The sequence below is a fragment of the Aeromonas sp. R4-3 genome, assembly GCF_040908275.1.
Lineage (GTDB): Bacteria > Pseudomonadota > Gammaproteobacteria > Enterobacterales > Aeromonadaceae > Aeromonas > Aeromonas rivipollensis.
Genome location: NZ_JBFODK010000004.1, coordinates 1 through 22,297, shown reverse-complemented (window position 1 = coordinate 22,297; position 22,297 = coordinate 1). Strand labels below are relative to the sequence as shown.

Sequence of the window (22,297 nt, the reverse complement as noted above, 5' to 3'; positions counted from 1 at the left end):
GTCATGCGCATCACCACCAACATGATCTATGACCGCAACCTTGCCTCCATGGGTAAGGTCAGCGAGCGTCAGAATACCGCCTATGAGCAGCTGATCTCGGGGGACAAATTCTCCCGGGCGGGGGAGGACCCCGCCGGCATGAGCCAGAAGCTGGCGCTGACCAAGGAGATCGATCTCTTCAAGCAGTACGGTGTCAACGGCAGCCTGCTGGAGAACAGCCTGGGCCACGAGGAGACTGTGCTCACCTCCCTCAACAACGCCATGCTGAGCGCCCAGACCCTGATCCAGAAGGCGAACAGCTCGGCCATGGGTTCGGAGGAGCGCAACGCCATCGCGAGCGAGCTGGAGGGGCTGCAAAAGCAGATGTTCGATCTGATGAACAGCAAGAACTCCCAGGGGGAGTTCATCTTCGGCGGCAACCAGAGCAAGACCCAGCCCTTCGTGAAAGATGCGAGCGGCAACTATGTGTTCCAGGGGGACACCGGGCAGCGCAGCATCCAGGTCTCCTCCACTGTGCAGATCCCGGCCAATGACTCCGGCTTCGATCTGTTCGAGATGGTGGCGACCCGGCGCACCGCCAGTGGTACCAGCGCCAACATCAAGGTGGGGGTGGGGGATCAGGGGAACTTCGAGAGCTTCTATCGCAACAACTACGATTCGTCTCTTGCCAGCAACCAGTTCACAGTGAGCACTCAGGTGGGACCGCCGGACAGGTACGAGATCCGGGACAGCGGCGGTGGCCTGATCCAGGACGGGGACTACAGCGCGGGCAACAAGATAGCCTTCAACGGGCTGGAGCTGACCCTGGACCTGCCGGCAGGGGGGGCGGATCAGACCTTAGTGCTGGACAAGCCGAAGAACGACAGCGTGCTCAACGGCATGTCCGATTTCCTCACCGCCCTGCGCGACCCCAGCCTCTCGGCTGACGGCTTCCAGCTGGCGGTGGCGGATGCCACCACCCACATGAACAACGCCAGGACTAAGATAGACAGAGGGCTCGGCGAGCTGGGTGGCCGGATGAACAGCTTGGAGCAGGTGATGGGGTCGAACGACGGCCTCAGTACCCTGAACCAGCAGGCGCGGGCCAAGGTCTCCGAGGCGGACATGTACGAGGTGATTGCGGCGCTCTCCAAGGAGGACGCGGCCATGAGCGCCTCCCAGCTCGCCTTCGGCAAGATAAGCAAGCTGACCCTGTTCGATTACATCCGCTGATGGCTGGCTCCCCCGGGCAGGGGGAGTCCGCTCTACCTACTGCCCCTTTTCCCCTCCAATTTGTAACAACCCGTTGCCAGCAGCCCAATGGCCTTGACTCGGGGAGGCCCCGGACAGATGATGCCGCCCGCACCACCCAGGTGGCGCGCATTTTTCGCAGCATCTCGTTAGGCGAGGCTCCTGCATAAACACAGGCCACTGATCTCACGACGTCCAGAGACGCCCAAGATCAGGACAGTTTTCATCGGATTAAGGTGTCAACCCAAGTGGCTTCCGGCGTGCCGGATACGTTATGCAGTGCTAAAGCTGGTACGTGGGGATGAAGACACGCCGGACGGCGTCATTTCCTGCCTGTTACTCGTCAATCAAATTGCTGTTTTCTTGTCGACAGCGACCGGTGCGAGCCGGTTGCCTTCAGGCCCTGCCTGAAATCACATGAGGATATCTGTGATGAAGAAAACACACACCCTGCTCAACCGTCATCAACTGCTCGATCTCGCCGCCCTGCAGGGCTGGCTAGACCACAACCTGGACCCGGTGCAGCGTGCCGATCAACTGCTGACCCTGCGCCCGGAAGAGCTCAACTGCGTCTTCGATACCCTGCCTGCGCCGCGAGGAGCCGCCCTGCTCGCCTCCCTGTCGGCGGAGAGCGCAGGCCAACTGCTGCTGCGCCTGCATGGCAGCATAGTGGGCGTGCTGCAGGAGGCCATTCCCCGGCGCGATATGGTGGCCATCTTGCGCAAGTTGGGCTCTCAGGATCGCACCAGGCTGCTGGCCCGCTTCCCGACCCAGGCGCAGGCCATCTACGCCTCCCTGCTGGACTGGCCGAGCGAGTCGGTCGGTGCCAACATGCGCCACGAGTACCTGGCAGTCGACCAGGGGACCACGGTGGAGAGCGCCAAGCGGCTGATCCACGACGCCTGGGACAAGGCCCAGCTGTTTCAGCACCTCTATGTGGTCGACGGCGAGCGGCGCCTGCTCGGCAGCGTCTCCCTCAAGTCCCTGCTGATCGCCGATCCCCTGCGGCCGGTGAGCGAGCTGATGGAGCGGGAGGCGGTGCGGATCAATGCTCGGGCGGATCAGGAGCTGGCCGCCCGTCTGCTGATCGATCGCGACATCTCGACCCTGCCGGTGGAGGATCAGGGGCGTCTGGTGGGGGTCTTCCACGTGGATGACGCCGCCGACATCCTGGAGCTCGAATCCACCGAGGATGCGGAGTTGCAGGGGGGCTCATCCCCCCTGGATACCCCCTATCTGCAGGCCACTCCCTGGCAGCTTTGGCGCAAGCGGGTGGGCTGGCTGCTCATCCTGTTCGTGGCGGAGGCCTATACGGGCACAGTGCTGCGGGCCTTCGAGGAGCAACTGGAGGCGGCTATCGCCCTGGCCTTCTTTATCCCGCTGCTCATCGGCACCGGCGGCAACAGCGGCACCCAGATCACCACCACCATAGTGCGGGCCATGGCGGTGGGGGAGGTGAGTCTGCGCAATCTCGGCACAGTGCTGAAGAAGGAGCTCTCCACCGGTCTGCTCATCTCGGTGGCCATCGCCATCGCGGCCTGGGTGCGGGCCTGGAGCCTGGGAGTGGGCCCCGAGATCGGCATGGTGGTCACCCTCACCATCATCGCCATAGTGCTCTGGAGCGCGACGGTCGCCTCCATCATCCCCATGGTGCTGCGTCGGCTGCGCATCGATCCGGCCGTGGTGTCGGCCCCCTTCATCTCGACCCTGGTGGATGGCACCGGCCTCATCATCTATTTCGAAATCGCCAAGTGGCTGCTGCCCGAGCTGCAGTGACAACGACAGAAAGCAAAAAGGCAGCCATCGGCTGCCTTTTTTCGTTTGAGGTGAACGATCACCCGAGCTGGAACAGCAGGGGCCAGCCCTGCTCCTGGCAATAGCGGTGCTCCTTCTCCAGGTTCTGGATCAGCAGGCGGTTCTCCTCGCACCAGTCGGTTGGCAGGGTGACCACCAGCTGATCCCCGGCGGCCTGCACCCGCCACTCTGGCAGCAGGTTGTCCTGGCGCCTGTGGTGGGCCGCCACCGCGAGGCGCAGTATGCGGATGCAGCGCAGCACCGTCTGCTCGTCGTGGTTGGGCAGGGCGGGCAGCTCGGAGAGCTTGAGCCCCTTGCGCTGGAAGCGCACCAGGGCCGCCAGCAGGGCCTGATCGTCCTGGTTGAAGCCGGGCAGATCCGTGTTCTGCAGAATGTAGGCGGAGTGGCGATGGATGCCGCTGTAGTTGATGGCCAGACCAATCTCATGCAGCCGCGCCGCCCAGCCTAGGATGGCGCGATAGGGCTCGATGGGCATCTCCCAGGGATCGCTCAGGGCATCAAACAGGGCCAGCACGCTCTGCTCCACCCGGGTGGCCTGGCGCTTGTCGATGTGATAGTGAGAGCTGAGGGCCAGGGCGGTGCGCTCGCGAATGTCGTGGTGCTGCAGCCGCTCCTCGAACTCATAGAGCAGCCCCTCGCGCAGGGCGCCGTCGGAGTACTCCATCCGATCGATGGGCAATGAGGTGAAGAGCCCGAGCAGTATGGCCACTGCGGCGGCAAAGACCCCCTGGCGCTCCTCGGTGAGGCCGGCGAGTTTGAGCTGGTCGACCCGTTTGTGCCTGAGCATCTCTTCTTTCAGCCGCTCCAGTCCCGCTAGCGTGATGGCGCCATCGGTCCACTCTTCCCCCTGCAAGACGTCGCGCACTGTGCGAATGGAGCCCGAGCTGCCGAGGCAGCTCTGCCAGCCCAGCTTGCGGTACTGGTTGATGATGGGGGCGAGCTGGTGCTGCGCCTCCAGCACTGCGCTGTTGAAGGCCTTCTCGCTCAGCTTGCCATTGGCAAAGAAACTCTGGGTGAAGCTGACGCAGCCCATCTTGCGGCTGGTGAGGGCCTTGTGTTCGAAGCCCTCGCCTATGATGAGTTCGGTGCTGCCGCCGCCGATATCCACCACCAGCACCTGGCCTTCGATGTGCTGGGTATGGGCGACCCCCTGATAGATGAGGCGCGCCTCTTCCTGGCCGCTGATGATCTCGATGGGATGGTTCAAAACCTCGGCCGCCTCGCGCACGAAGTCGCGGGCGTTGCTGGCGCGGCGCAGGGTGTAGGTGCCGGCGATGCGGATCTGATCCGGCTTGATGTTGGTCAGCCGCTCGGCGAACAGGGCGAGACAGTCGAGCCCCCGGGCCATGGCTTCCGCCGACATGCGGCGCTGTTCATCCATCCCTTCGGCGAGGCGAACCCGCTCCTTGATGCGATCGACGATCTGCATCCGCCCCTCGTTGAGGCGGGCGATGACCATGTGGAAGCTGTTCGACCCCAGATCGACAGCGGCGTACAGACTATTGTCCATTGTTTGACTCGATACGTTTGAGATAGTCGTAAATCGCAACCTGGGAGCGAATCTTGCGGCGGTTGCCCCGCTTCACGTATTCGTTCTTCTGGTCCGCATCGATGACGCGCGCCTTGCAGGTGTCGCTCAGCTGCAGTTCGAGGATGTCCAGGATGCGTTGTTTCAGCCGATCGTCGTAGATGGGGGTGCCCACCTCGATGCGGCCGTCGATGTTGCGGCTCATCCAGTCGGCGCTGGAGATGAACAGCTGGGGGTTGCCCTTGTTGTGGAACACCATCACCCTGGGATGCTCGAGGAAGCGGTCTATGATGCTGATGACCTGGATGTTGTCACTGAGGCCCGGCACCCCGGGACGCAGGGCGCACATGCCGCGGATGATCATCTGGATGGGCACCCCCGCCTGACCGGCGGCATAGAGGCGGTTGATGAGGTCTCTGTCCACCAGGTTGTTGATCTTGAGCGTGATGCCGCTGGGCTGGCCCGCCTTGGCGTTGGCCAGCTCGCTGTCGATGAGACGGTAGAGCTGGCGGCGGCTGTTGATGGGGGAGACCAGCAGGTGGTTGAATTTGTAGCGTTTATAGGGGTACTCGATGTATTCGAACACCCCCTCCACCTCGGCTGTGATGTCCGGGTGGCGGGTCAGCAGGGAGAAGTCGGTGTAGATCTTGGCGGTCTTCTCGTTGAAGTTGCCGGTGCCGATATGGGCGTAGCGCACCGCTTCCCCATGCTCGTGCCGGGTGATGAGGCAGAGCTTGGAGTGGATCTTGAGGCTCGGCACCCCGAACACCACCTTGACCCCCGCATCGGTCAAAATGTTGGCCCAGTCGATGTTGGCCGCCTCGTCGAAGCGGGCGCGCAGCTCCACCACCACTGTCACCTTCTTGCCGTTGTTGGCGGCGTCGATGAGGGAGTGGATGATCCGCGACTTCTTGGCGACCCGGTAGATATTGATGCGAATGGCGCTCACCGCCGGATCGAACGCCGCCTGGCGCACCAGCTCGGTGAAGTGGTGGAACTTGTGATAGGGGTAGTAGAGCAGTATGTCCTGCTTGGTGATGGCGTCGAAGGCGTTGACGAAACCGTCGAAATCGCGGCAATCGAGGGCCGGCAGCTTGGGGTTTTCCAGATAGTCCCGGCCCACGTTGGGGAAGCCGATGAAATCCTTGAAGTTGTGATAGCGCCCACCCGGCATGATGGCGTCGTAGGAGCTGATCTGCAGCTTGAGTTTCAGGAAGCTAATCATGGCGGCGGGCATCTCCCGCTCGTAGACGAAGCGCACCGGCATGGCGGTGAGGCGCTGCTTGAGGCCATCACTCATCTTGTCCACCAGGCTGAGGTCCAGCTGGTCTGAGAGATCGTATTCGGCATCCCGGGTCAGCTTGACCGCATAGGCCGCTATCTCGTCGTAGTCGAAGAAGCCCTTGAAGATCTCGTCGAGACAGAAGCGGATGACGTTGTCTAGGATGATGATCTGCTTCTTGCGGCGGGTCCCCTCCGGCGGCAGCTGGAAGAAGCGGGGCAGATCGTCGGTCGGCACCTCCACCAGGGCGTACTGGATCACCTGGCCGTTCTTCTTCATCTCGATGGCGAGATAGGTGTGCTCGTCTTTGAGGAACTTGACCGGGTTGACCTCCTTGTTGAGGAGGATGGGGATGATGTGGCGCAGCACCTTCTCCCTGAAGAAGACCCGCAGCCACTGCTGGATCGACTCGGAGAGCTGGTTCTCGTTGACCAGGAAGATGTTGTGGCGGGCCAGGGCGATCAGCAACTCCTTGTAGGTGTTGTCAAACGCCTCGCCGAGCGCCATCACCTTCTGCTGGATGGCGCGCAGCAACACCTTGGCCTCGTCATCGCCACCGTGCACCTCGTTGATGAGGATGCGGCGCTTGACGTCCGAGACCCGTACCTTGAAGAACTCATCCTGGTTGGAGGAGAAGATCCCCAGAAAACGGACCCGCTCGATGAGGGGGACCGTCTTGTCCATTGCCTCTTGCAACACCCGTTCATTGAATGAGAGCCAGCTAAGCTCTTTCTCTTCATACTGCTTGTCGGTGCTCATCTGGTGCCTCTGTACTCAGGTTGCGTCTGCGCGGAAGTTATGGCGTCAAACCATGACAAATTTATGACAACCCGCGTTATTCGGTCAGATTGTGATCGATGTCGACCACCAGATCGTCGGAGAGGGACTCCAGCGCCGTGATCAGATCGTCGAGTTCGAGCTGGGGCGGCAGGGCCACCAGGGCATGGGCATAGAAGAGCGGAGCCCCGGAGTGGGGGGCCGGCTCGCACCCCGTGGTGAGGTCGGCGACGTTGATGTTGAGCTGACGCAATATGCTGGCCACCTCGTGGACTATGCCGGGCCTGTCGTTGCCGGTGACGCTCAGCATCAGCTGATGGGCGGGCTCGGGGCTGAGCTGGCCTTCGGCGAAGCTCACGGTGAGACCCGGCAGCATCACCAGCGCCTCGCACAGGCTGCGGTAGTGTTCGTCCGGCACGGCGACGTGCAGGATGCCGGCAAACTGCCCCGCCAGTTCGCTCATGGAGCTGGCCAGCCAGTTGCCCTGCTGCCGGGTGATGGTGTCGGCCAGGCTCTCGACTATGCCGGGCTTGTCTGCGCCGATCACGGTGACGACCAATTGCTTTTGCATCCTGCTCTCCTTGAATGGGACTGCCTGGGGTCGGTTGACGTCTGGCTGCGACTCTGTGCGCCGAAACGTCCATAGGCTCTAGCATTGTGCCTGCTGCGACAGGCCATATGAAGCCCGCCCCACGCAAATTTAGTGAAAAAACGCGAATGCCGGAGCGGCGGTGATTTCAGCTCTGCCTGCCGGGGTTCCCCCGTGGTAGAGTGTTGCCCCTTCGTGTTTGATGAACTGGATATGTCTTGTGAACGGGGTATGTGTTTATGAATAGCCTTGTCGTATCGGGATCCGTGTTGTTGGTGCTGCTCCTGCTGGTGATCCTCTGGCGCAGGAGCAAGAGGGGCAAGGCCGAGCCCTACGAGCTGCAGGAGACCCTGTTCAGCCCGGCTGAGCGCGCCTTCCTCGGGGTGCTGGACTTGGCGGTCGGCGACCAGGCCCGGGTCTTTGCCAAGGTCAGGGTGGCGGATGTGCTGACCCCCCAGGCGCGCCTGGGCAAGGGCAAGTGGCAGCAGGCGTTCGACATGATCAGCGCCAAGCGCTTTGACTATCTGCTCTGCCACCCGACGGATCTCTCCTTCCTCTGCGCCGTCGAACTCGATGACAGTGCCCATCGCCACCAGAAACGCAAGGTGCGGGATCTCTTGCTGAAGTCCGCCTGTGACAGTGCCGGCCTGCCGCTGCTGCAGATCCCGGCCAGCAGCCATTATCAGGTCGAGGAGCTGCGCGAGCTGTTGCTGCCCCTGCTGGTCAAGACGAGCCTCCCGGTGGAGGATCTGTTGCCGGGAGAGCGCCGCGAGCCGACCTTCAACCCCTTGCTGCTCGATGGTGTGGACTTGAGTGCCTCCCACCACGGGGGGCGCATGCCCAGGGCGCCACAGGCCGAGCCGCCCCAGCTTGACGAGCAGGAGCCGGTGCTGATGGACAACCCCTTCATCGGCCCGGACGAGGAAGAGGAGGACGCCTCCGCCTCGGCGCCCCACTGCCCCCGTTGCGCGGCGCCCCTGGTTGCCCGGGAAGCGAAAAAGGGTCCCCATGCCGGCCGCCTGTTCCTGGCCTGCAGCCGTTTCCCCGAGTGCCGTTACGCCGCCCCCCAGGAGCAGGCCAGGCACTGATCCCCTCTCTGGCGCCGGCTGCGGTCGGCGCCTTGCACCTCCTGCACCGTTTTCCACCCCGTCCCTGGGCACCTGGCCGACAGAGGCTGTCTGAGTGTGATCCCCATCCCGGTCGGATCGCGCTGATCGCGACAAGTTTTGACAAACCGCCAGAATTTTGGCACTTTGTGCCCTCTGCAACACAGTGCATAGCTCAATATCATAAGCACTTAAAAAACAATAACTTGGCGTCAGGTGTGTAAGGAAGATAAATTATGATGGCTATGGGGGTGTTGATCGTTGATGCCGATGAACAGCGGCGTCAGCAACTGGGAACCGTGCTCTCCTTCATGGGGATCCCCTGGCAGGAGGTGGTGGAAGCCGATCTCGATGTGGCCATCGAATCCTCCGGTCCGCTGCAAGGGATACTGACGGGCAAGCTGCTGGAGCGCTCCCTCGGCGAGCTGCTGGCCGCCTTCCCCCGCATCCCCTTCCTCTCCCTGATGCAGGCGGATCACCCCAACAGCAACTTCATCGGCGGCAGCGACGAGCCCTATACCTATGAGTCCCTGACGCGCCACCTGCACTTCTGTCAGGCCTTCATCTCCCTCCATCCCCGCCAGCAGGTGCACGACAAGGGCCAGACCCTGTTGCGACTGCTGGTGGGCAAGGGGCGGGGGATCCAGGAGGTGCGCCGCCTCATAGGCCAGGTGGCACAGACAGATGCCAACGTGCTGATCCTGGGGGAATCCGGGACCGGCAAGGAGGTGGTGGCCCGCGCCATCCACGAGCTCTCTGCCCGAAGCTCGGGCCCCTTCGTACCCATCAACTGCGGCGCCATTCCGGCGGAGCTCCTGGAGAGCGAGCTGTTTGGCCACGAGAAGGGGGCCTTCACCGGCGCCATCGCAGCCCGTCGCGGCCGCTTCGAGCTGGCCCAGGGGGGCACCTTGTTCCTCGACGAGATTGGCGACATGCCGCTGCCGATGCAGGTCAAGCTGCTGCGGGTGCTGCAGGAGCGACTGTTCGACAGGGTCGGGGGCGGCAAGCCCATCCAGGCCGATGTGCGCATCATAGCGGCTACCCACAGGGATCTGGAGGCGATGATCCGCACCCAGGGTTTCCGTGAGGATCTCTACTATCGCCTCAACGTCTTCCCCATAGAGACGCCGCCCCTGCGCGAGCGCTGCGACGACATCCCCTTGCTGCTGCAGGAGCTGCTCAACCGCCATGCGGAACAGCACAGGGGGATCATCCGCCTGACCCAGCGGGCCATGGAATCCCTGATGCAGTACCCCTGGCCTGGCAACGTGCGGGAGCTGTCGAACCTCATCGAGCGGTTGTTGATCCTCTACCCGAACCAGATCATCGACGTGGCGGACTTGCCCGGTCGCTACCGTCTGCTGCCAAGCGAGCCCAGGGACGAGCGGCTCACCGAGATGGACGAGCGGGATGCCCTGGCCGCCGTGTTCCAGACACCTCCTGTGCTGGATCCCGGCCTTGCCGCGCCGCTGCCCATGCAGCTACCCCAGGAGGGGCTCAATCTCAAGGAGATGCTGGCGGATCTCGAGGTGGAGCTGATCCGTCAGGCCCTGGAGTCCCAGGACGGGGTGGTGGCCCGGGCCGCCGACCTGCTGAGCATGCGCCGCACCACCCTGGTTGAGAAGATGAAAAAATACGGCATGAGCAAGGACAACTGAGGTCAATGCTTTGACGGCCAGATTCAAGGTATTGATATATAACCAGTAATTTACTGGCATGGAAATTGAATAAGCTGACCCAATCGCCAGTTTGAGGTCAGCTTTATGACAATCTCGCAGCAGGACAATCCGCTCCAGTCACACGAAGTGAGTCAGCTTTATGCCATCTTCACGGCACTGCCGACCGGCGTGCTGCTGCTCGATGGGGAGGGGCGGATCACCCGCGCCAACCCGGCCGCCCTGACCCTGCTGGGGGAGCCGCTGGAGGGACAGGCCTGGCGCCAGATCATCGCCCGCTGTTTCCAGCCCAGGGAAGATGATGGCCACGAGATCTCCCTGCGCGATGGGCGCCGGGTGCAACTCTCCACCCAGCCGCTGCCGGATCAGCCCGGCCAGCTGGTGTTCATCACGGATCTCACCGAGACGCGCCAGTTGCAGGACAGGGTCAACCACATGAAACGGTTGTCTGCCCTGGGCAACATGGCGGCCTCCCTGGCACACCAGATCCGCACCCCCCTCTCCGCCGCCATGCTCTATGCGGCCAACCTCGCGAATCGCACCCTGAAACCGGAATCCCGCACCCAGTTCCAGCAAAAATTGATGGCCCGATTGCAGGATCTCGAGAAGCAGATCAACGACATACTGCTGTTTGCCCGCAACGGCGACAACCAGGTGGTGGCCCCGGTCTCGGTACAGGGGCTGCTGGCTGAGGTGCAGGCAGGTGCCGAGGCCTTCTGCCAGCAGCAGGGCTGCGCGCTGCACATGGAGGCGCCTGAGCCGGATCTCTGCCTGCTCGCCAACAGCAGCGCCCTGGCCGGTGCCATCAACAACCTGATCGCCAACGCCAGGCAGGCCGGGGCCGATTCGCTCTTGGTGAGCGCGGTGCGCAGCGGCAACCGGGTGGAGATGCGCGTCCTCGACAATGGCAAGGGGATGCCTGCCCAGTTGCTCAGCCAGATCTTCGAACCCTTCTTCACTACCCGCTCCCAGGGCACAGGCCTCGGGCTTGCCGTGGTGCAATCAGTGGTGCGTGCCCATCAGGGGGAGGTCAGCGTGGCCTCGGTCCCCGGAGAAGGGACCTGTTTTACCCTGTCGTTCCCCCTGCATCAGCAAGCGGTGCAGCTTGGAGGTGTAGCATGAATCCCATCTTGTCCCTGTGGTGCAAGGCCTGCGGGCCGGTTGTTGGAGGTGTGGCATGACCCAGGCCCGTATTCTGGTGGTGGAAGACGATAACGGTCTGCGCGAGGCGCTGGTGGATACCCTGCTGCTCGGCGGCTACGAGTGCCGCGAGGTGGACAGCGGCGAGCGTGCCCTGCTGGCGCTCTCCCGCCAGCGCTTTGACATGGTGATCTCGGACATCCAGATGGGAGGCATGGACGGCCTCACCCTGCTGGCCAACATCCGCCAGCAATATCCCCAGGTGCCGGTGCTCCTGATGACCGCCTACGCCAACATCGACGGTGCCGTGCGCGCCATGCGGGAAGGGGCCATCGACTACCTCGCCAAGCCGTTTTCGCCCGAGGTGCTGCTCAACCAGGTCAGCCGCTATGTGCCGGCCCAGAAAGTGGAGAAGCGGGCCGTGGTGTACGGCGATCCCAAGACCGCCGAGCTGTTCCAGCTGGCGACCCGGGTCGCCAGGAGCGAGGCCACCGTCATGGTGACAGGCCCGAGCGGGACGGGCAAAGAGGTGCTGGCCCGCTACATCCACGACAATTCCAGCCGGGCCGAGCAGGCCTTCGTCGCCATCAACTGCGCCGCCATCCCGGAGAACATGCTGGAGGCGACCCTGTTCGGCTACGAGAAGGGGGCCTTCACCGGCGCCGTGCAGGGGTGCCCGGGCAAGTTCGAGCAGGCCCAGGGGGGCACCCTGCTGCTCGACGAGATCACCGAGATGGATCTGGGGCTGCAGGCCAAGCTGCTGCGGGTGCTGCAGGAGAAAGAGGTGGAGCGGCTCGGCAGCCGCAAGATGATCCCCCTCGACGTGCGGGTCATCGCCACCAGCAACCGGGATCTGAAAAAAGCGGTGCAGGACGGGCTGTTTCGCGAGGATCTCTACTACCGTCTCAACGTCTTCCCCCTGCGCTGGACCTCCCTCTGGGAGCGGCCCGGCGACATACTGCCGCTGGCGGAGCACCTGCTGACGCTCCATGCCAGTCAGCAGGGGCTGCCGACGCCGCAGCTGGCCGATGAGGCGCGCGAGCGCCTGCTGGCCCACCCCTGGCCCGGCAACGTACGCGAGCTGGACAACGTGGTGCAGCGGGCCCTGATCCTCTGCCCCGAGGGGCTCATCGGCTGCGAGCATCTGATCCTGGAGGAGACGGACGAGGAGCTGGTGCGTCCCCTCGAGCGTCTGTCGGGAGAGGGGCTGGGGGGCGAGCTCAAGCAGCAGGAGCACCAGATCATCCTGGACACCTTGCAGGAGTGCAACGGCAGCCGCAAGGAGGTGGCCGACAAGCTCGGCATCAGCCCGCGCACCCTGCGCTACAAGCTGGCCCAGATGCGTGACGCCGGCATAGAGCTGCCCGCCTAGCACCATTGCCGGTGTCATGGCCTTGCTGGCCCGGCTCGATTATCATGGGGCCCTCGGCATCATGAGCCTGGGCCCCGTTGTGACTGCACACAAGAGCCTGATCGCAGACAAGGGGGAGCAGCGCCTTTACAAGGGACTCCTATGATCTCTCATCGCAAACTGGAAACCGTGCTCAATCACCTGCTCGAGCCTCATGCCATCAAGGACTACTGTCCCAACGGGCTGCAGGTGGAGGGGCGCGAGCGCATTCGCCGGGTGGTCACCGGCGTCACCGCCAGCCAGGCCCTGATCGATGCGGCCGTGGCCCTGGATGCCGATGCCATCCTGGTCCATCACGGCTACTTCTGGAGCGGGGAACCGCCCCAGATCACCGGCATGAAGCAGCGCCGTCTCAAGACCCTGCTGACCCACGACATCAACCTCTTCGCCTACCACCTGCCGCTGGACGTGCACCCCGAGGTGGGCAACAACGCCCAGCTCGCCAAGCTGCTCGGCATCAAGGTGCGCCGCGGCCTGGAGCCCTGGAACAGCAAGAGCGTGGCCATGGTCGGCAAGCTGGAAACCCCCATGAGCGGGCCTGACTTTGCCAGGCTGATTGCCGATCGCCTCGGCCGCGAGCCACTCCACTGCGGCGACAGCGGCCCCGAGCTCATCAGCTCGGTTGCCTGGTGCACCGGCGGTGGCCAGAGCTACATCAATCAGGCTGCCGAGCAGGGCATAGATGCCTTCATCTCGGGGGAAGCCTCGGAGCAGACCATCCACACGGCCCGTGAGATGGGGATGCACTTCTACGCCGCCGGTCACCACGCCACCGAGCGTTACGGCGTCAAGGCGCTGGGGGAGTGGCTTGCCACCGTACATGGCCTGGAGGTGACCTTTATCGATATCGACAATCCGGTGTAGGTTCGATTAGCCGTGCAGCGGCGTAATCGGACGTGATGACAGCAATTGCGCTGGTCGATAGAAATGACAAGGGAGGCCTAAGCCTCCCTTGTTACATTTTGCATGCAGCGAGTAGCGATTACTCGCTGGCATAGCCCGCGGGACCGAGCAGGACGTCATCCAAGAGGGCTGCGCCCTCCTGCATCTTGAGCCGTCCCTCGCAGAACCACTGCACCACCAGGGGGTAGATGCTGTGCTCCTGGACCTGGACCCGGGCGGCCACCTCGTCGGCACTGTCCCCTTCGAAGATGGGAACGCGGGCCTGCAGGATCACCGGGCCGCCGTCCAGCTCTTCGGTGACAAAGTGGACGCTGGCACCGTGCTCGCTGTCCCCCGCCTCGATGGCGCGCTGGTGGGTATGCAGGCCCTGGTATTTCGGCAGCAACGAGGGGTGGATGTTGATCATCCTTCCTGCGAAGTGACGCACAAGGTCGGCACTCAGGATCCGCATAAAGCCCGCCAGTACCACCAGATCCGGCTGATAGTCCGCCATCAGCGCCAGCAGGGCGGCGTCATACTCGGCCCGGCTGGCAAACTGCTGCTGGGCCAGGATGGCGGTGGCCACCCCGGCTTCCCTGGCGCGTACCAGCCCGTAGGCATCGGCCTTGTTGCTGATGACTCCGACCACATCACCGGCAATCTTGCCGCTGGCGCAGTGGTCGAGAAGGGTCTGCAGGTTGCTGCCGTTGCCGGAGATCAGCACCAGGATCCGTTTCATAGGGGAGGTCATTTTATGATGACTTGTTCTTCGCCATCGGCCGCCTTGGCGATATGGCCTATGTGCCAGGCATTCTCGCCTTCGGCCTTGAGCAGGGCCAGCGCCTTGTCCAGCTGATCCGCCGGCAGGGCAATGATCATGCCGACGCCGCAGTTGAAGGTGCGGTACATCTCGTGGCGGGTGACGTTGCCGGCCTGCTGCAGCCAGCTGAACACCGCCGGCCACTGCCAGCTCTGCTCGTCGATGACCGCCTGGGTATTGGCGGGCAGCACGCGGGGGATGTTCTCCCAGAAGCCGCCACCTGTGATGTGGGACAGGGCGTGGATCTCGCACTCCTTGATGAGCTTGAGTACCGGTTTGACGTAGATGCGGGTCGGCTCCAGCAGGGCGTTGGCCAGGGTGGTCTCACCCAGCGGCTGATGCACGTCGGCCTGGGAGACCTCCAGGATCTTGCGCACCAGGGAGAAACCGTTGGAGTGGGGGCCGCTCGCGGCCAGGGCGATCAGGGCATCCCCTTCGCCGACCTTGCTGCCGTCGATGATCTCGCTCTTCTCCACCACACCGACACAGAAACCGGCGATGTCGTAGTCTTCCCCTTCATACATGCCTGGCATCTCGGCGGTCTCGCCGCCCACCAGGGCGCAACCGGACTGCTCGCAGCCTGCACCTATGCCGGTGACCACGGCGGCGGCGGTGTCCACATCCAGCTTGCCGGTGGCATAGTAGTCGAGGAAGAACAGGGGTTCGGCGCCTTGCACGATGAGGTCATTGACGCACATGGCCACCAGATCGATGCCCACAGTGTCGTGCTTCTTCAGGTCGATGGCCAGACGCAGCTTGGTGCCCACACCGTCGGTACCGGATACCAGTACCGGCTCCTTGTAGCCAGCAGGGATTTGACACAGGGCCCCAAAGCCGCCAAGACCACCAAGGACTTCAGGACGACGAGTGCGCTTTGACACGCCCTTGATACGTTCAACCAGTGCATTGCCGGCATCGATATCTACGCCAGCATCCTTGTAGCTCAGTGAGGTTTTGTCAGTCACGCGTATTCCCCGTCATATAGAGAAGTGGAGGGTAAAATTCGGGGCGTATTCTACCAGTGGGCGGGTAAAAGCAGAAAGAAAATCGTTTGCGCGTTTTTACGTGGAAAAGCTCTACAAGCCGTGGCTTTTGTTGTATGATTCCGCGATTTTTTGGCGCCGGTTCGAGGAGATAATAATGAAAGTCGTTGAAGTCAAACACCCCCTGGTCAAGCACAAGATCGGCCTGATGCGCGAAGGCGACATCAGCACCAAGCGTTTCCGTGAACTGGCCAAGGAAGTGGGCAGTCTGTTGACCTACGAAGCGACCTCTGACTTCGAAACCGAGAAAGTTACCATCGATGGTTGGAACGGGCCAGTGGAAGTTGACCAGATCAAGGGCAAGAAGGTCACAGTCGTGCCTATCCTGCGCGCCGGTCTTGGCATGATGGATGGCGTGCTCGAGCACATGCCGAGTGCCCGTGTCAGCGTGGTCGGTATCTACCGCGATGAAGAGACCCTGCAGCCGGTTCCCTATTTCGAGAAGATCGTCAGCAACATCGAAGAGCGTCTGGCCCTGGTCATCGACCCCATGCTGGCCACCGGCGGCTCCATGATAGCCACCATAGACCTGCTGAAGAAGAAAGGCTGCCAGTCCATCAAGGTGCTGGTGCTGGTTGCCGCCCCGGAAGGGATCAAGGCGCTGGAAGCCGCTCACCCCGACGTGGAGCTGTTCTGCGCCTCCATCGACCAGGGGCTGAACGAGAAGGGCTACATAGTCCCGGGTCTGGGGGATGCCGGTGACAAGATCTTCGGCACCAAGTAACCCCTGACGTCATAGCCGCTCTCTCTGAGCGCAAACGGAGCCGGCACCTTGCCGGCTCCGTCGTTTATCCCGCCCTTCGGCTTGCTGCCATGCGCGCCTTGCCGCTACCATAAGCAGCATCCCCCATTTCGAGAATCTTCTTTATGCTGAAACGCTTAGCGACTCTCCTCTGCTGTCTGCCACTCATGGTGTCGGCTGCCCAGGTGACCGATCTCTACCAGGGCAAGGCGCCTACCAGCGGCGACATGACGGCCGCCCAGTCCCAGGCTCTGGGGGAGGTGCTCGTCAAGGTGACCGGCAGGCGCGACATCCTCACCCAGCCCGAGGTGGTCAAGGCGCTGGCGACTCCCGGTGACTATGTGCAGCACTACGGCTATCAGGATGTGGGGCCGGTCAAGTTTCTCAAGGCCGATTTCAACGTGGCCAAGGTCAATGCCCTGGTAGGCCAGAGCAAGTTCCCCCTGCTCGGTCCCGTCCGCCCGCAAATGGCGATCTGGCTGGTAATAGATGAAGGGGAGCGCCGCATTCTGCCGGATCAGTCCAGCGACGGCTGGTCCGCCGCCCTGCGCGGTCAGGCCCAGGCCATGGGGTTGCCGGTCAGCATCCCGCTGATGGATCTCGATGACAACATGGCGGTCAGCGCCACCGATGTCTGGGGTCGTTTCGCCGACCCCATCCTCAAGGCGAGCGAGCGCTATGGCGCCGAGATGGTGGTGCTGGGCAAGCTGACGCCGGAAGGGGAGAAGTGGAGCATCGACTGGGGGCTCTATGGCGCCAAGCCGGGGGCTTCGGGCGGCGCAGAGCTGACCGAGCTGACCAAGGGGGCCGGCTCAGGTACCCAGGCCGAGGTGGCGCAGGGCATGGCCGATGCGCTGGCGGGCTGGCTGGTACAGCAGTACGGCACTCGCCTGTCCGGGGTCGTCTCCAGCCAGACCCTGGTGGTGGAAGGGTTGTCCGGCATCGACGGCATGATCCAGATACAGAAGATGTTGCAGGGCATGGCGAGCGTCACCAAGGTGGCGATCGGCAAGCTGGAGGGGGACAAGGTCACCTTCAACCTGTCGCTTCAGGGGGACAAGGCCGAGCTGGTAAGGGGTCTGCAACTGGAGAGTCGCCTGCACCAGGTCGAAGACAATGAGAGCGGTCTGCGTTACCAATGGTCGCAGCCCTGATCCCAGGGGAAGTTCCAGACCGCCCGGCATGACCCGGGCGGTTCTCTATCTGCCGCTCTGGTGATACACTTGCCCGCAAATATCACAGTCAAAGCCCAACGAGTGAAGCAACCGGCCCAACTGTCTTTAGCCGTACAATTACCGGATGATGAAACCTTCGTCAGTTTCTATCCCGGCAACAACGCCCATCTGATCACCGCCCTCAAGAATGCGGCCATCGGTCAGGGCGCTCCTTTCCTCTATTTCTGGGGAGCCAAGGGCTCCGGACGCTCCCACCTGCTGCACGCCACCTGCGCCGAGGTCAATGCCCGCGACGCTGCCGCCGCCTATCTCTCCCTGGATCAGTTCGAACAGCTGGATCCCAGCATGCTCGACGCCCTCGAAAGCCTGCCCCTGGTCTGTCTCGACAGCCTGGAAGCCATCGCCGGCAATGGGCTCTGGGAGCGGGCCCTGTTCGATTTTTACAATCGCTGGCGGGAGAAGGGAGAGGGGACCCTGGTGGTTACCGGCTGCAGCGCGCCGCGCAAGCTGGGGCTGCAACTGCCGGATCTCGCCTCTCGCCTCGACTGGGGAGTGAGTTTCCATCTCGACGAGCTCGATGACGAAGGCAAGCTCAGTGCCCTGCAGCTGCGTGCCGAGCTGCGGGGCTTCAAACTGCCCATAGATGTGGGCCGCTTCCTGCTCAACCGCTTGTCCCGCGACATGCGCACCCTGCTCACCACTCTCAATCAGCTCGACAACGCCTCCTTTCGCGCCAAGCGCAAGCTCACCATCCCCTTTGTCAAAGAGATACTCGAGCTCTAATGCTGTCGATTGCGTGTCTGACCGACGTTTAAATGGCAGATAAAAAGAAACCCCGGCACCAGGCCGGGGTTTTTGTTCGAGCGAGGTGGCTCGCGTCATGGGGTGATTAGTGGAACTGATCTTCTTCGGTGGAGCCGGTCAGTGCAGTGACGGACGACTGCCCGCCCTGAATGACGGTGGTCACCTTGTCGAAGTAACCGGTACCGACTTCCTGCTGGTGCGCCACGAAGGTGTAACCACGCTCGGCAGCGGCAAATTCCGGCTGCTGTACCATCTCGACGTAGTGCTTCATCCCTTCGCCACGGGCGTACTGGTAGGCCAGCTCGTACATGTGGAACCACATGTTGTGGATGCCCGCGAGGGTGATGAACTGGTACTTGTAGCCCATGTCGGACAGCTCCTGCTGGAAGCGGGCTATGGTGGCATCGTCCAGGTTCTTCTTCCAGTTGAAGCTGGGAGAGCAGTTGTAGGCCAGGATCTTGTCCGGGTACTGGGCCTTGATGGCTTCGGCAAACTGACGTGCCTCGTCCAAGTCCGGCTTGGCGGTTTCACACCACACCATGTCGGCGTAAGGGGCGTAGGCCAGGCCGCGGGAGATGGCCTGCTCGATACCGGCCTGCACCTTGTAGAAGCCCTCGGCGGTACGCTCCCCGGTCAGGAAGCCGGCATCGTAGGGATCGGCGTCCGTGGTCAGCAGGTCGGCGGCGTTGGCGTCGGTACGGGCGATCACCAGGGTAGTGGTGCCACAGACGTCGGCGGCCAGACGGGCGGCGATCAGTTTTTGCACCGCTTCCTGGCTCGGCACCAGCACCTTGCCACCCATGTGGCCGCACTTCTTGACCGAGGCCAGCTGATCTTCGAAGTGCACGCCGGCGGCGCCCGCTTCAATCATGCCTTTCATCAGCTCGAAGGCGTTCAGCACGCCGCCGAAACCGGCTTCGGCGTCCGCCACTATCGGCAGGAAGTAGTCGATGAAACCGGCATCCTGCGGGCCCACCTTGTTGGCCCACTGGATCTGGTCGGCACGGGCGAAGGAGTTGTTGATGCGCTCCACCACGGACGGGACAGAGTTGGCCGGGTAGAGAGACTGATCCGGGTACATGGTGGAGGACAAGTTGTTGTCCGCCGCCACCTGCCAGCCGGAGAGGTAGATGGCCTCTATGCCCGCCTTGGCCTGCTGTACCGCCTGGCCGCCGGTCAGGGCGCCGAGGCAGTTGACGTAACCCTTCTTGGCGCCGCCGTGGATCAGCTCCCACAGCTTGTCGGCGCCGCGCTGGGCCAGGGTGTGTGCCGGCTGCAGGCTGCCACGCAGGTTCACCACGTCTTCGGCGCTGTAGCCGCGTTTGATCCCTTTCCAGCGGGGGTTTTCTGCCCAGTCTTTCTCGATAGCCTGGATCTGTTGCTCACGGGTCAGTGCCATATCAGTTCCCTCTTTCATTGATTTCACGTTTCCATTGATTTGTTATGGACGAGTCCCTTTCGGGGCCCGGATTCAGAGCCGCTCGTAACCGGGCAGCGTCAGAAAATCGATCAGGGTGTCGGCGCAGGTGATCTGCTCCATCAGCTCGCTCGCCTCGGCAAAGCGACCTGCCTGCCAGCGGGCATCGCCCAGCTCGGCTTTGACCACCTGCTGCTCCTCGGCCAGCATCTGGCGGAACAGCGCCTTGGTCACCACCTGGCCGTTCGACAGGCTCTTGCCGTGGCGGATCCACTGCCAGATGGAGGTGCGGGAGATCTCGGCGGTGGCCGCATCTTCCATCAGGCCGTAGATGGGCACGCAGCCGTTGCCGTTGATCCAGGCCTCCAGATATTGCAGGGCGACCCGAATATTGGTGCGCATGCCCGCCTCGGTGCGCTCGCCCTCGCAGGGGGCCAGCAGCTCGGCGGCGGTGATGGGGGCATCCTGCTCGCGCAGTACGCCTATCTGGTTCTTGGCGCCTGCCGGGATGGCGACGTTGAACACTCCCATGGCGGTATCGGCGAGGCCGGGGTGGGCGACCCAGGTGCCGTCGTGGCCGTTGTTGGCTTCACGCTCCTTGTCCGCTTTCACCTTGGCAAAGACCTCGGCGTTCACTGCCGGATCCTTGGCCGGAATGAATGCGGCCATGCCACCCATGGCCAGGGCGCCGCGCTTGTGGCAGGTCTTGATCAGCAGCCGTGAATAAGCCGACAGGAAGGGCTTGTCCATGGTCACCACCTGGCGATCCGGCAGGACGCGATCAGGGTGGTTCTTCAAGGTCTTGATGTAGCTGAAGATGTAGTCCCAGCGGCCGCAGTTGAGGGCGACTATGTGATCCTTCATCTGATAGAGCAGCTCGTCCATCTCGAACACCGCCGGCAGGGTCTCGATGAGGACCGTGGCCTTGATGGTGCCGCGGGGCAGGCCGAACTTGTCTTCGGTCCAGGCGAACACCTCGCTCCACCAGCGTCCTTCCAGATTGCTCTGCAGCTTGGGCAGGTAGAAGTAGGGGCCCGAGCCCTTGGCCAGCAGCGCCTTGTGGTTGTGCAGGAAGTAGAGGGCGAAGTCGAACAGGCCGCCAGGGATGGCATCGCCATCGAAGGTGACGTGTTTTTCCGGCAGGTGCAGGCCGCGCACCCGGCAGATAAGCACTGCGGGATCGGGATTGAGGGTGTAAGCCTTGCCTTCCGGACTGGTGTAAGAGACGGTGCCGTTGACCGCATCGCGCAGGTTGATCTGACCCTCGATCACCTTGTTCCAGGCGGGGGCCAGTGAATCCTCGAAGTCCGCCATAAAGACTTTTACGTTGGCGTTGAGGGCGTTGATGACCATCTTGCGCTCGACCGGTCCGGTGATCTCCACACGGCGGTCTTGCAGATCGGCGGGAATGCCGCGCACTGTCCAGCTGCCTTCGCGGATGTGGGCGGTTTCGGGCAGGAAGTCCGGCAACTCGCCGCCATCGATGCGGGCCTGGCGAGCCACCCGTTGTTTCAGCAGTTCATTGCGCTGAGGAGCGAAGCGTTCCACCAGTTCGGACACCAGGGCCACCGCATCCGGCGTCAGGATCTGCGCGTAATCGGGAAGCATCTCGCCTTGGATGCGCAGACGGGTGCTGCTGATGGTCTGGGCCGGTGCCGACATAGGTTTCACTCCTTTGAAAGTTACATTTTGAACTTACTAACTACGACTAACGTCTATATCCGTTTCTCTTAAACTCCCCGTAACAGCGGGGTAACACGACTCATAAGGTGCAAAATAATGCTTGGTTCGTCAACTTGATTTTTAAAACAGGTGTTTTTGGTTGGTATTTAAGTTGATGTTTTTAAAGTGTTTATGTGATTAGCATAAAAGCTCTACGCAGATGGTTATGCTCTCGGCTGGCAAGGCCGTCAGGGGGGATGAAAGAGCCAGGTGCGGCACATCAAAAATGTAATTAATTACGTAATAAAATTACCAATGCAAAAACAAATCCCGACCTTACTCCAGGCTTTGCGAAAACAGCTGTATGAAATGCCTGCTGCCAACACAGTCGGCATCTGGCATGTGAAGCCGTTGAGCGGTGAACTGCTGTTTAAAACCAAATGATCAAATCTTGCGAAGCGGGTACAGGGGAGGGCAGGTGGTGGAAATGACGAGCAATAACGTAGGTTTGTATCAAGGAGCAGGAGCAGGGGGGAGGGAGATGACGGGGAACGAAGTAGTGAATAACACCAATCCCTGGATGTTTATCAGCATTTTATGGTTATTTTCGTTGACGGCTTTTTAGCCGGGTCGGGACGGGGTGCCGGACAGCAAAACCGGCCTTTCGTCCTCAGGGTTGGAGAGGGACTGGGCCAGATCCGCCTCAGTAGTCATCATCCGGCGCGGCGAGATCGATCACGTCCAGATGCACAGTGCCGCCGAGGCCGGTGTCGGTGGATTCGGGATCGGAATGGGGTGAGGAGAGAAGGGGCTGATCGGGCTGTGTGTCGACTGCTTGGTTCATGGGTGCTTGCCTCAATGGATTGCAAGCCGGTTGGTGATTCCCTCACCCTGACGCCACCTCCCTGTCTGATGGCCGGCGGAAAAGTTGCGTATCCTAGCGGGACTTTATGAAAGCTTCAAGTGGTTCTGTATAAAATTTATGCCGGCACGGCCTCTGTGCAAGCCACAGGGGTGAGATAAGAAGAGGGCGTGCAGGGGATGGGCAGAAAACAGGCAAAAAAATAGCCCAGTCGTTTGACTGGGCTATTTCTCGGGGAAAATGGTCGGTGTGAGAGGATTCGAACCTCCGACCCTCTACACCCCATGCAGATGCGCTACCTGGCTGCGCTACACACCGACGGAGTCAGCTCGGCTG

Annotated in this window: 18 protein-coding genes, 1 tRNA gene and 1 riboswitch; of the genes, 10 read left to right on the top strand and 9 right to left on the bottom strand. The window is 62.2% G+C overall.

All coding sequences use genetic code 11. The features are described from left to right. The first annotated feature begins 3 nt into the window (after nt 1-3). Nucleotides 4-1,212, top strand: coding sequence for a flagellar hook-associated protein FlgL (flgL, locus tag AB5Y91_RS01095; protein WP_163149759.1), 1,209 nt, complete (start codon nt 4-6; stop codon nt 1,210-1,212). Nucleotides 1,213-1,368: 156 nt separating this feature from the next. Further along, a riboswitch (M-box (ykoK) riboswitch) is annotated at nt 1,369-1,538 on the top strand. A gap of 124 nt (nt 1,539-1,662) precedes the next feature. Next, nucleotides 1,663-3,006, top strand: coding sequence for a magnesium transporter (gene mgtE, locus AB5Y91_RS01090; protein ID WP_106886363.1), 1,344 nt, complete (start codon nt 1,663-1,665; stop codon nt 3,004-3,006). A gap of 58 nt (nt 3,007-3,064) precedes the next feature. Here the strand turns inward: mgtE and ppx are convergent, their stop codons facing one another. From ppx to AB5Y91_RS01075, 3 genes are all read right to left on the bottom strand, one after another. Then, nucleotides 3,065-4,555, bottom strand: a complete 1,491-nt coding sequence (ppx, locus tag AB5Y91_RS01085) for an exopolyphosphatase (RefSeq protein ID WP_025327529.1) — start codon at nt 4,553-4,555, stop codon at nt 3,065-3,067. Next, a complete protein-coding gene (gene ppk1, locus AB5Y91_RS01080; protein WP_111910114.1) occupies nt 4,545-6,614 on the bottom strand; it encodes a polyphosphate kinase 1 in 2,070 nt (689 codons plus the stop codon). The genes ppx and ppk1 overlap by 11 nt, the downstream gene beginning before the upstream one ends. Before the next feature lie 76 nt (nt 6,615-6,690). Next, nucleotides 6,691-7,203, bottom strand: coding sequence for a glycine cleavage system protein R (locus tag AB5Y91_RS01075; RefSeq protein ID WP_368168869.1), 513 nt, complete (start codon nt 7,201-7,203; stop codon nt 6,691-6,693). 257 nt (nt 7,204-7,460) lie between these two features. Here AB5Y91_RS01075 and AB5Y91_RS01070 point away from each other — a divergent pair, with 257 nt between their 5' ends. The 5 genes from AB5Y91_RS01070 to AB5Y91_RS01050 all read left to right on the top strand — a co-directional run bounded on the left by AB5Y91_RS01070 (nt 7,461) and on the right by AB5Y91_RS01050 (nt 13,418). Continuing rightward, nucleotides 7,461-8,309 (top strand): DUF2726 domain-containing protein, encoded by an 849-nt coding sequence (locus tag AB5Y91_RS01070; RefSeq protein ID WP_303807863.1) that lies wholly within the window; start codon nt 7,461-7,463, stop codon nt 8,307-8,309. 254 nt (nt 8,310-8,563) lie between these two features. Next, entirely contained in the window at nt 8,564-9,985 is a 1,422-nt protein-coding gene (locus AB5Y91_RS01065; protein WP_262110826.1) for a sigma-54 dependent transcriptional regulator, read from the top strand. A gap of 105 nt (nt 9,986-10,090) precedes the next feature. Beyond that, nucleotides 10,091-11,125 carry a PAS domain-containing sensor histidine kinase gene (locus AB5Y91_RS01060; RefSeq protein WP_106886368.1) on the top strand — a complete coding sequence of 345 codons (1,035 nt, stop codon included), beginning with the start codon at nt 10,091-10,093 and terminating at the stop codon, nt 11,123-11,125. A gap of 55 nt (nt 11,126-11,180) precedes the next feature. Continuing rightward, complete coding sequence (locus AB5Y91_RS01055; RefSeq protein ID WP_368168868.1) at nt 11,181-12,515, top strand: sigma-54-dependent transcriptional regulator; 1,335 nt, start codon at nt 11,181-11,183, stop codon at nt 12,513-12,515. A gap of 141 nt (nt 12,516-12,656) precedes the next feature. Beyond that, nucleotides 12,657-13,418 carry a Nif3-like dinuclear metal center hexameric protein gene (locus tag AB5Y91_RS01050; RefSeq protein WP_368168867.1) on the top strand — a complete coding sequence of 254 codons (762 nt, stop codon included), beginning with the start codon at nt 12,657-12,659 and terminating at the stop codon, nt 13,416-13,418. A gap of 118 nt (nt 13,419-13,536) precedes the next feature. On the opposite strand, the gene purN is transcribed toward AB5Y91_RS01050, so the two are convergent. After that, the gene (gene purN, locus AB5Y91_RS01045; protein WP_368168866.1) at nt 13,537-14,175 is read right to left on the bottom strand and encodes a phosphoribosylglycinamide formyltransferase; all 639 of its coding nucleotides are present in this window, start codon (nt 14,173-14,175) and stop codon (nt 13,537-13,539) included. A gap of 8 nt (nt 14,176-14,183) precedes the next feature. Then, nucleotides 14,184-15,221, bottom strand: a complete 1,038-nt coding sequence (gene purM, locus AB5Y91_RS01040; protein ID WP_106886372.1) for a phosphoribosylformylglycinamidine cyclo-ligase — start codon at nt 15,219-15,221, stop codon at nt 14,184-14,186. A gap of 175 nt (nt 15,222-15,396) precedes the next feature. On the opposite strand from purM, the gene upp reads away from it, so the two are divergent. From upp to hda, 3 genes are all read left to right on the top strand, one after another. After that, a complete protein-coding gene (gene upp, locus AB5Y91_RS01035; protein ID WP_005302745.1) occupies nt 15,397-16,023 on the top strand; it encodes a uracil phosphoribosyltransferase in 627 nt (208 codons plus the stop codon). Nucleotides 16,024-16,166: 143 nt separating this feature from the next. Continuing rightward, on the top strand, nt 16,167-17,195 hold the full coding sequence (locus AB5Y91_RS01030; RefSeq protein ID WP_368168865.1) for a DUF2066 domain-containing protein: 1,029 nt from the start codon (nt 16,167-16,169) through the stop codon (nt 17,193-17,195). Between the two features lie 102 nt (nt 17,196-17,297). Next, entirely contained in the window at nt 17,298-17,999 is a 702-nt protein-coding gene (gene hda, locus AB5Y91_RS01025; protein WP_162520047.1) for a DnaA inactivator Hda, read from the top strand. Nucleotides 18,000-18,105: 106 nt separating this feature from the next. Here the strand turns inward: hda and aceA are convergent, their stop codons facing one another. From aceA to AB5Y91_RS01005, 4 genes are all read right to left on the bottom strand, one after another. Next, nucleotides 18,106-19,419: an isocitrate lyase gene (gene aceA, locus AB5Y91_RS01020; RefSeq protein WP_111910109.1), complete on the bottom strand. Its 1,314-nt coding sequence runs from the start codon at nt 19,417-19,419 to the stop codon at nt 18,106-18,108. Nucleotides 19,420-19,491: 72 nt separating this feature from the next. Further along, nucleotides 19,492-21,099 (bottom strand): malate synthase A, encoded by a 1,608-nt coding sequence (aceB, locus tag AB5Y91_RS01015; protein WP_368168864.1) that lies wholly within the window; start codon nt 21,097-21,099, stop codon nt 19,492-19,494. A gap of 703 nt (nt 21,100-21,802) precedes the next feature. Next, nucleotides 21,803-21,943 (bottom strand): hypothetical protein, encoded by a 141-nt coding sequence (locus AB5Y91_RS01010; protein ID WP_163135121.1) that lies wholly within the window; start codon nt 21,941-21,943, stop codon nt 21,803-21,805. Between the two features lie 259 nt (nt 21,944-22,202). Continuing rightward, nucleotides 22,203-22,279 (bottom strand) — tRNA-Pro (locus tag AB5Y91_RS01005). Nucleotides 22,280-22,297: the final 18 nt, after the last annotated feature.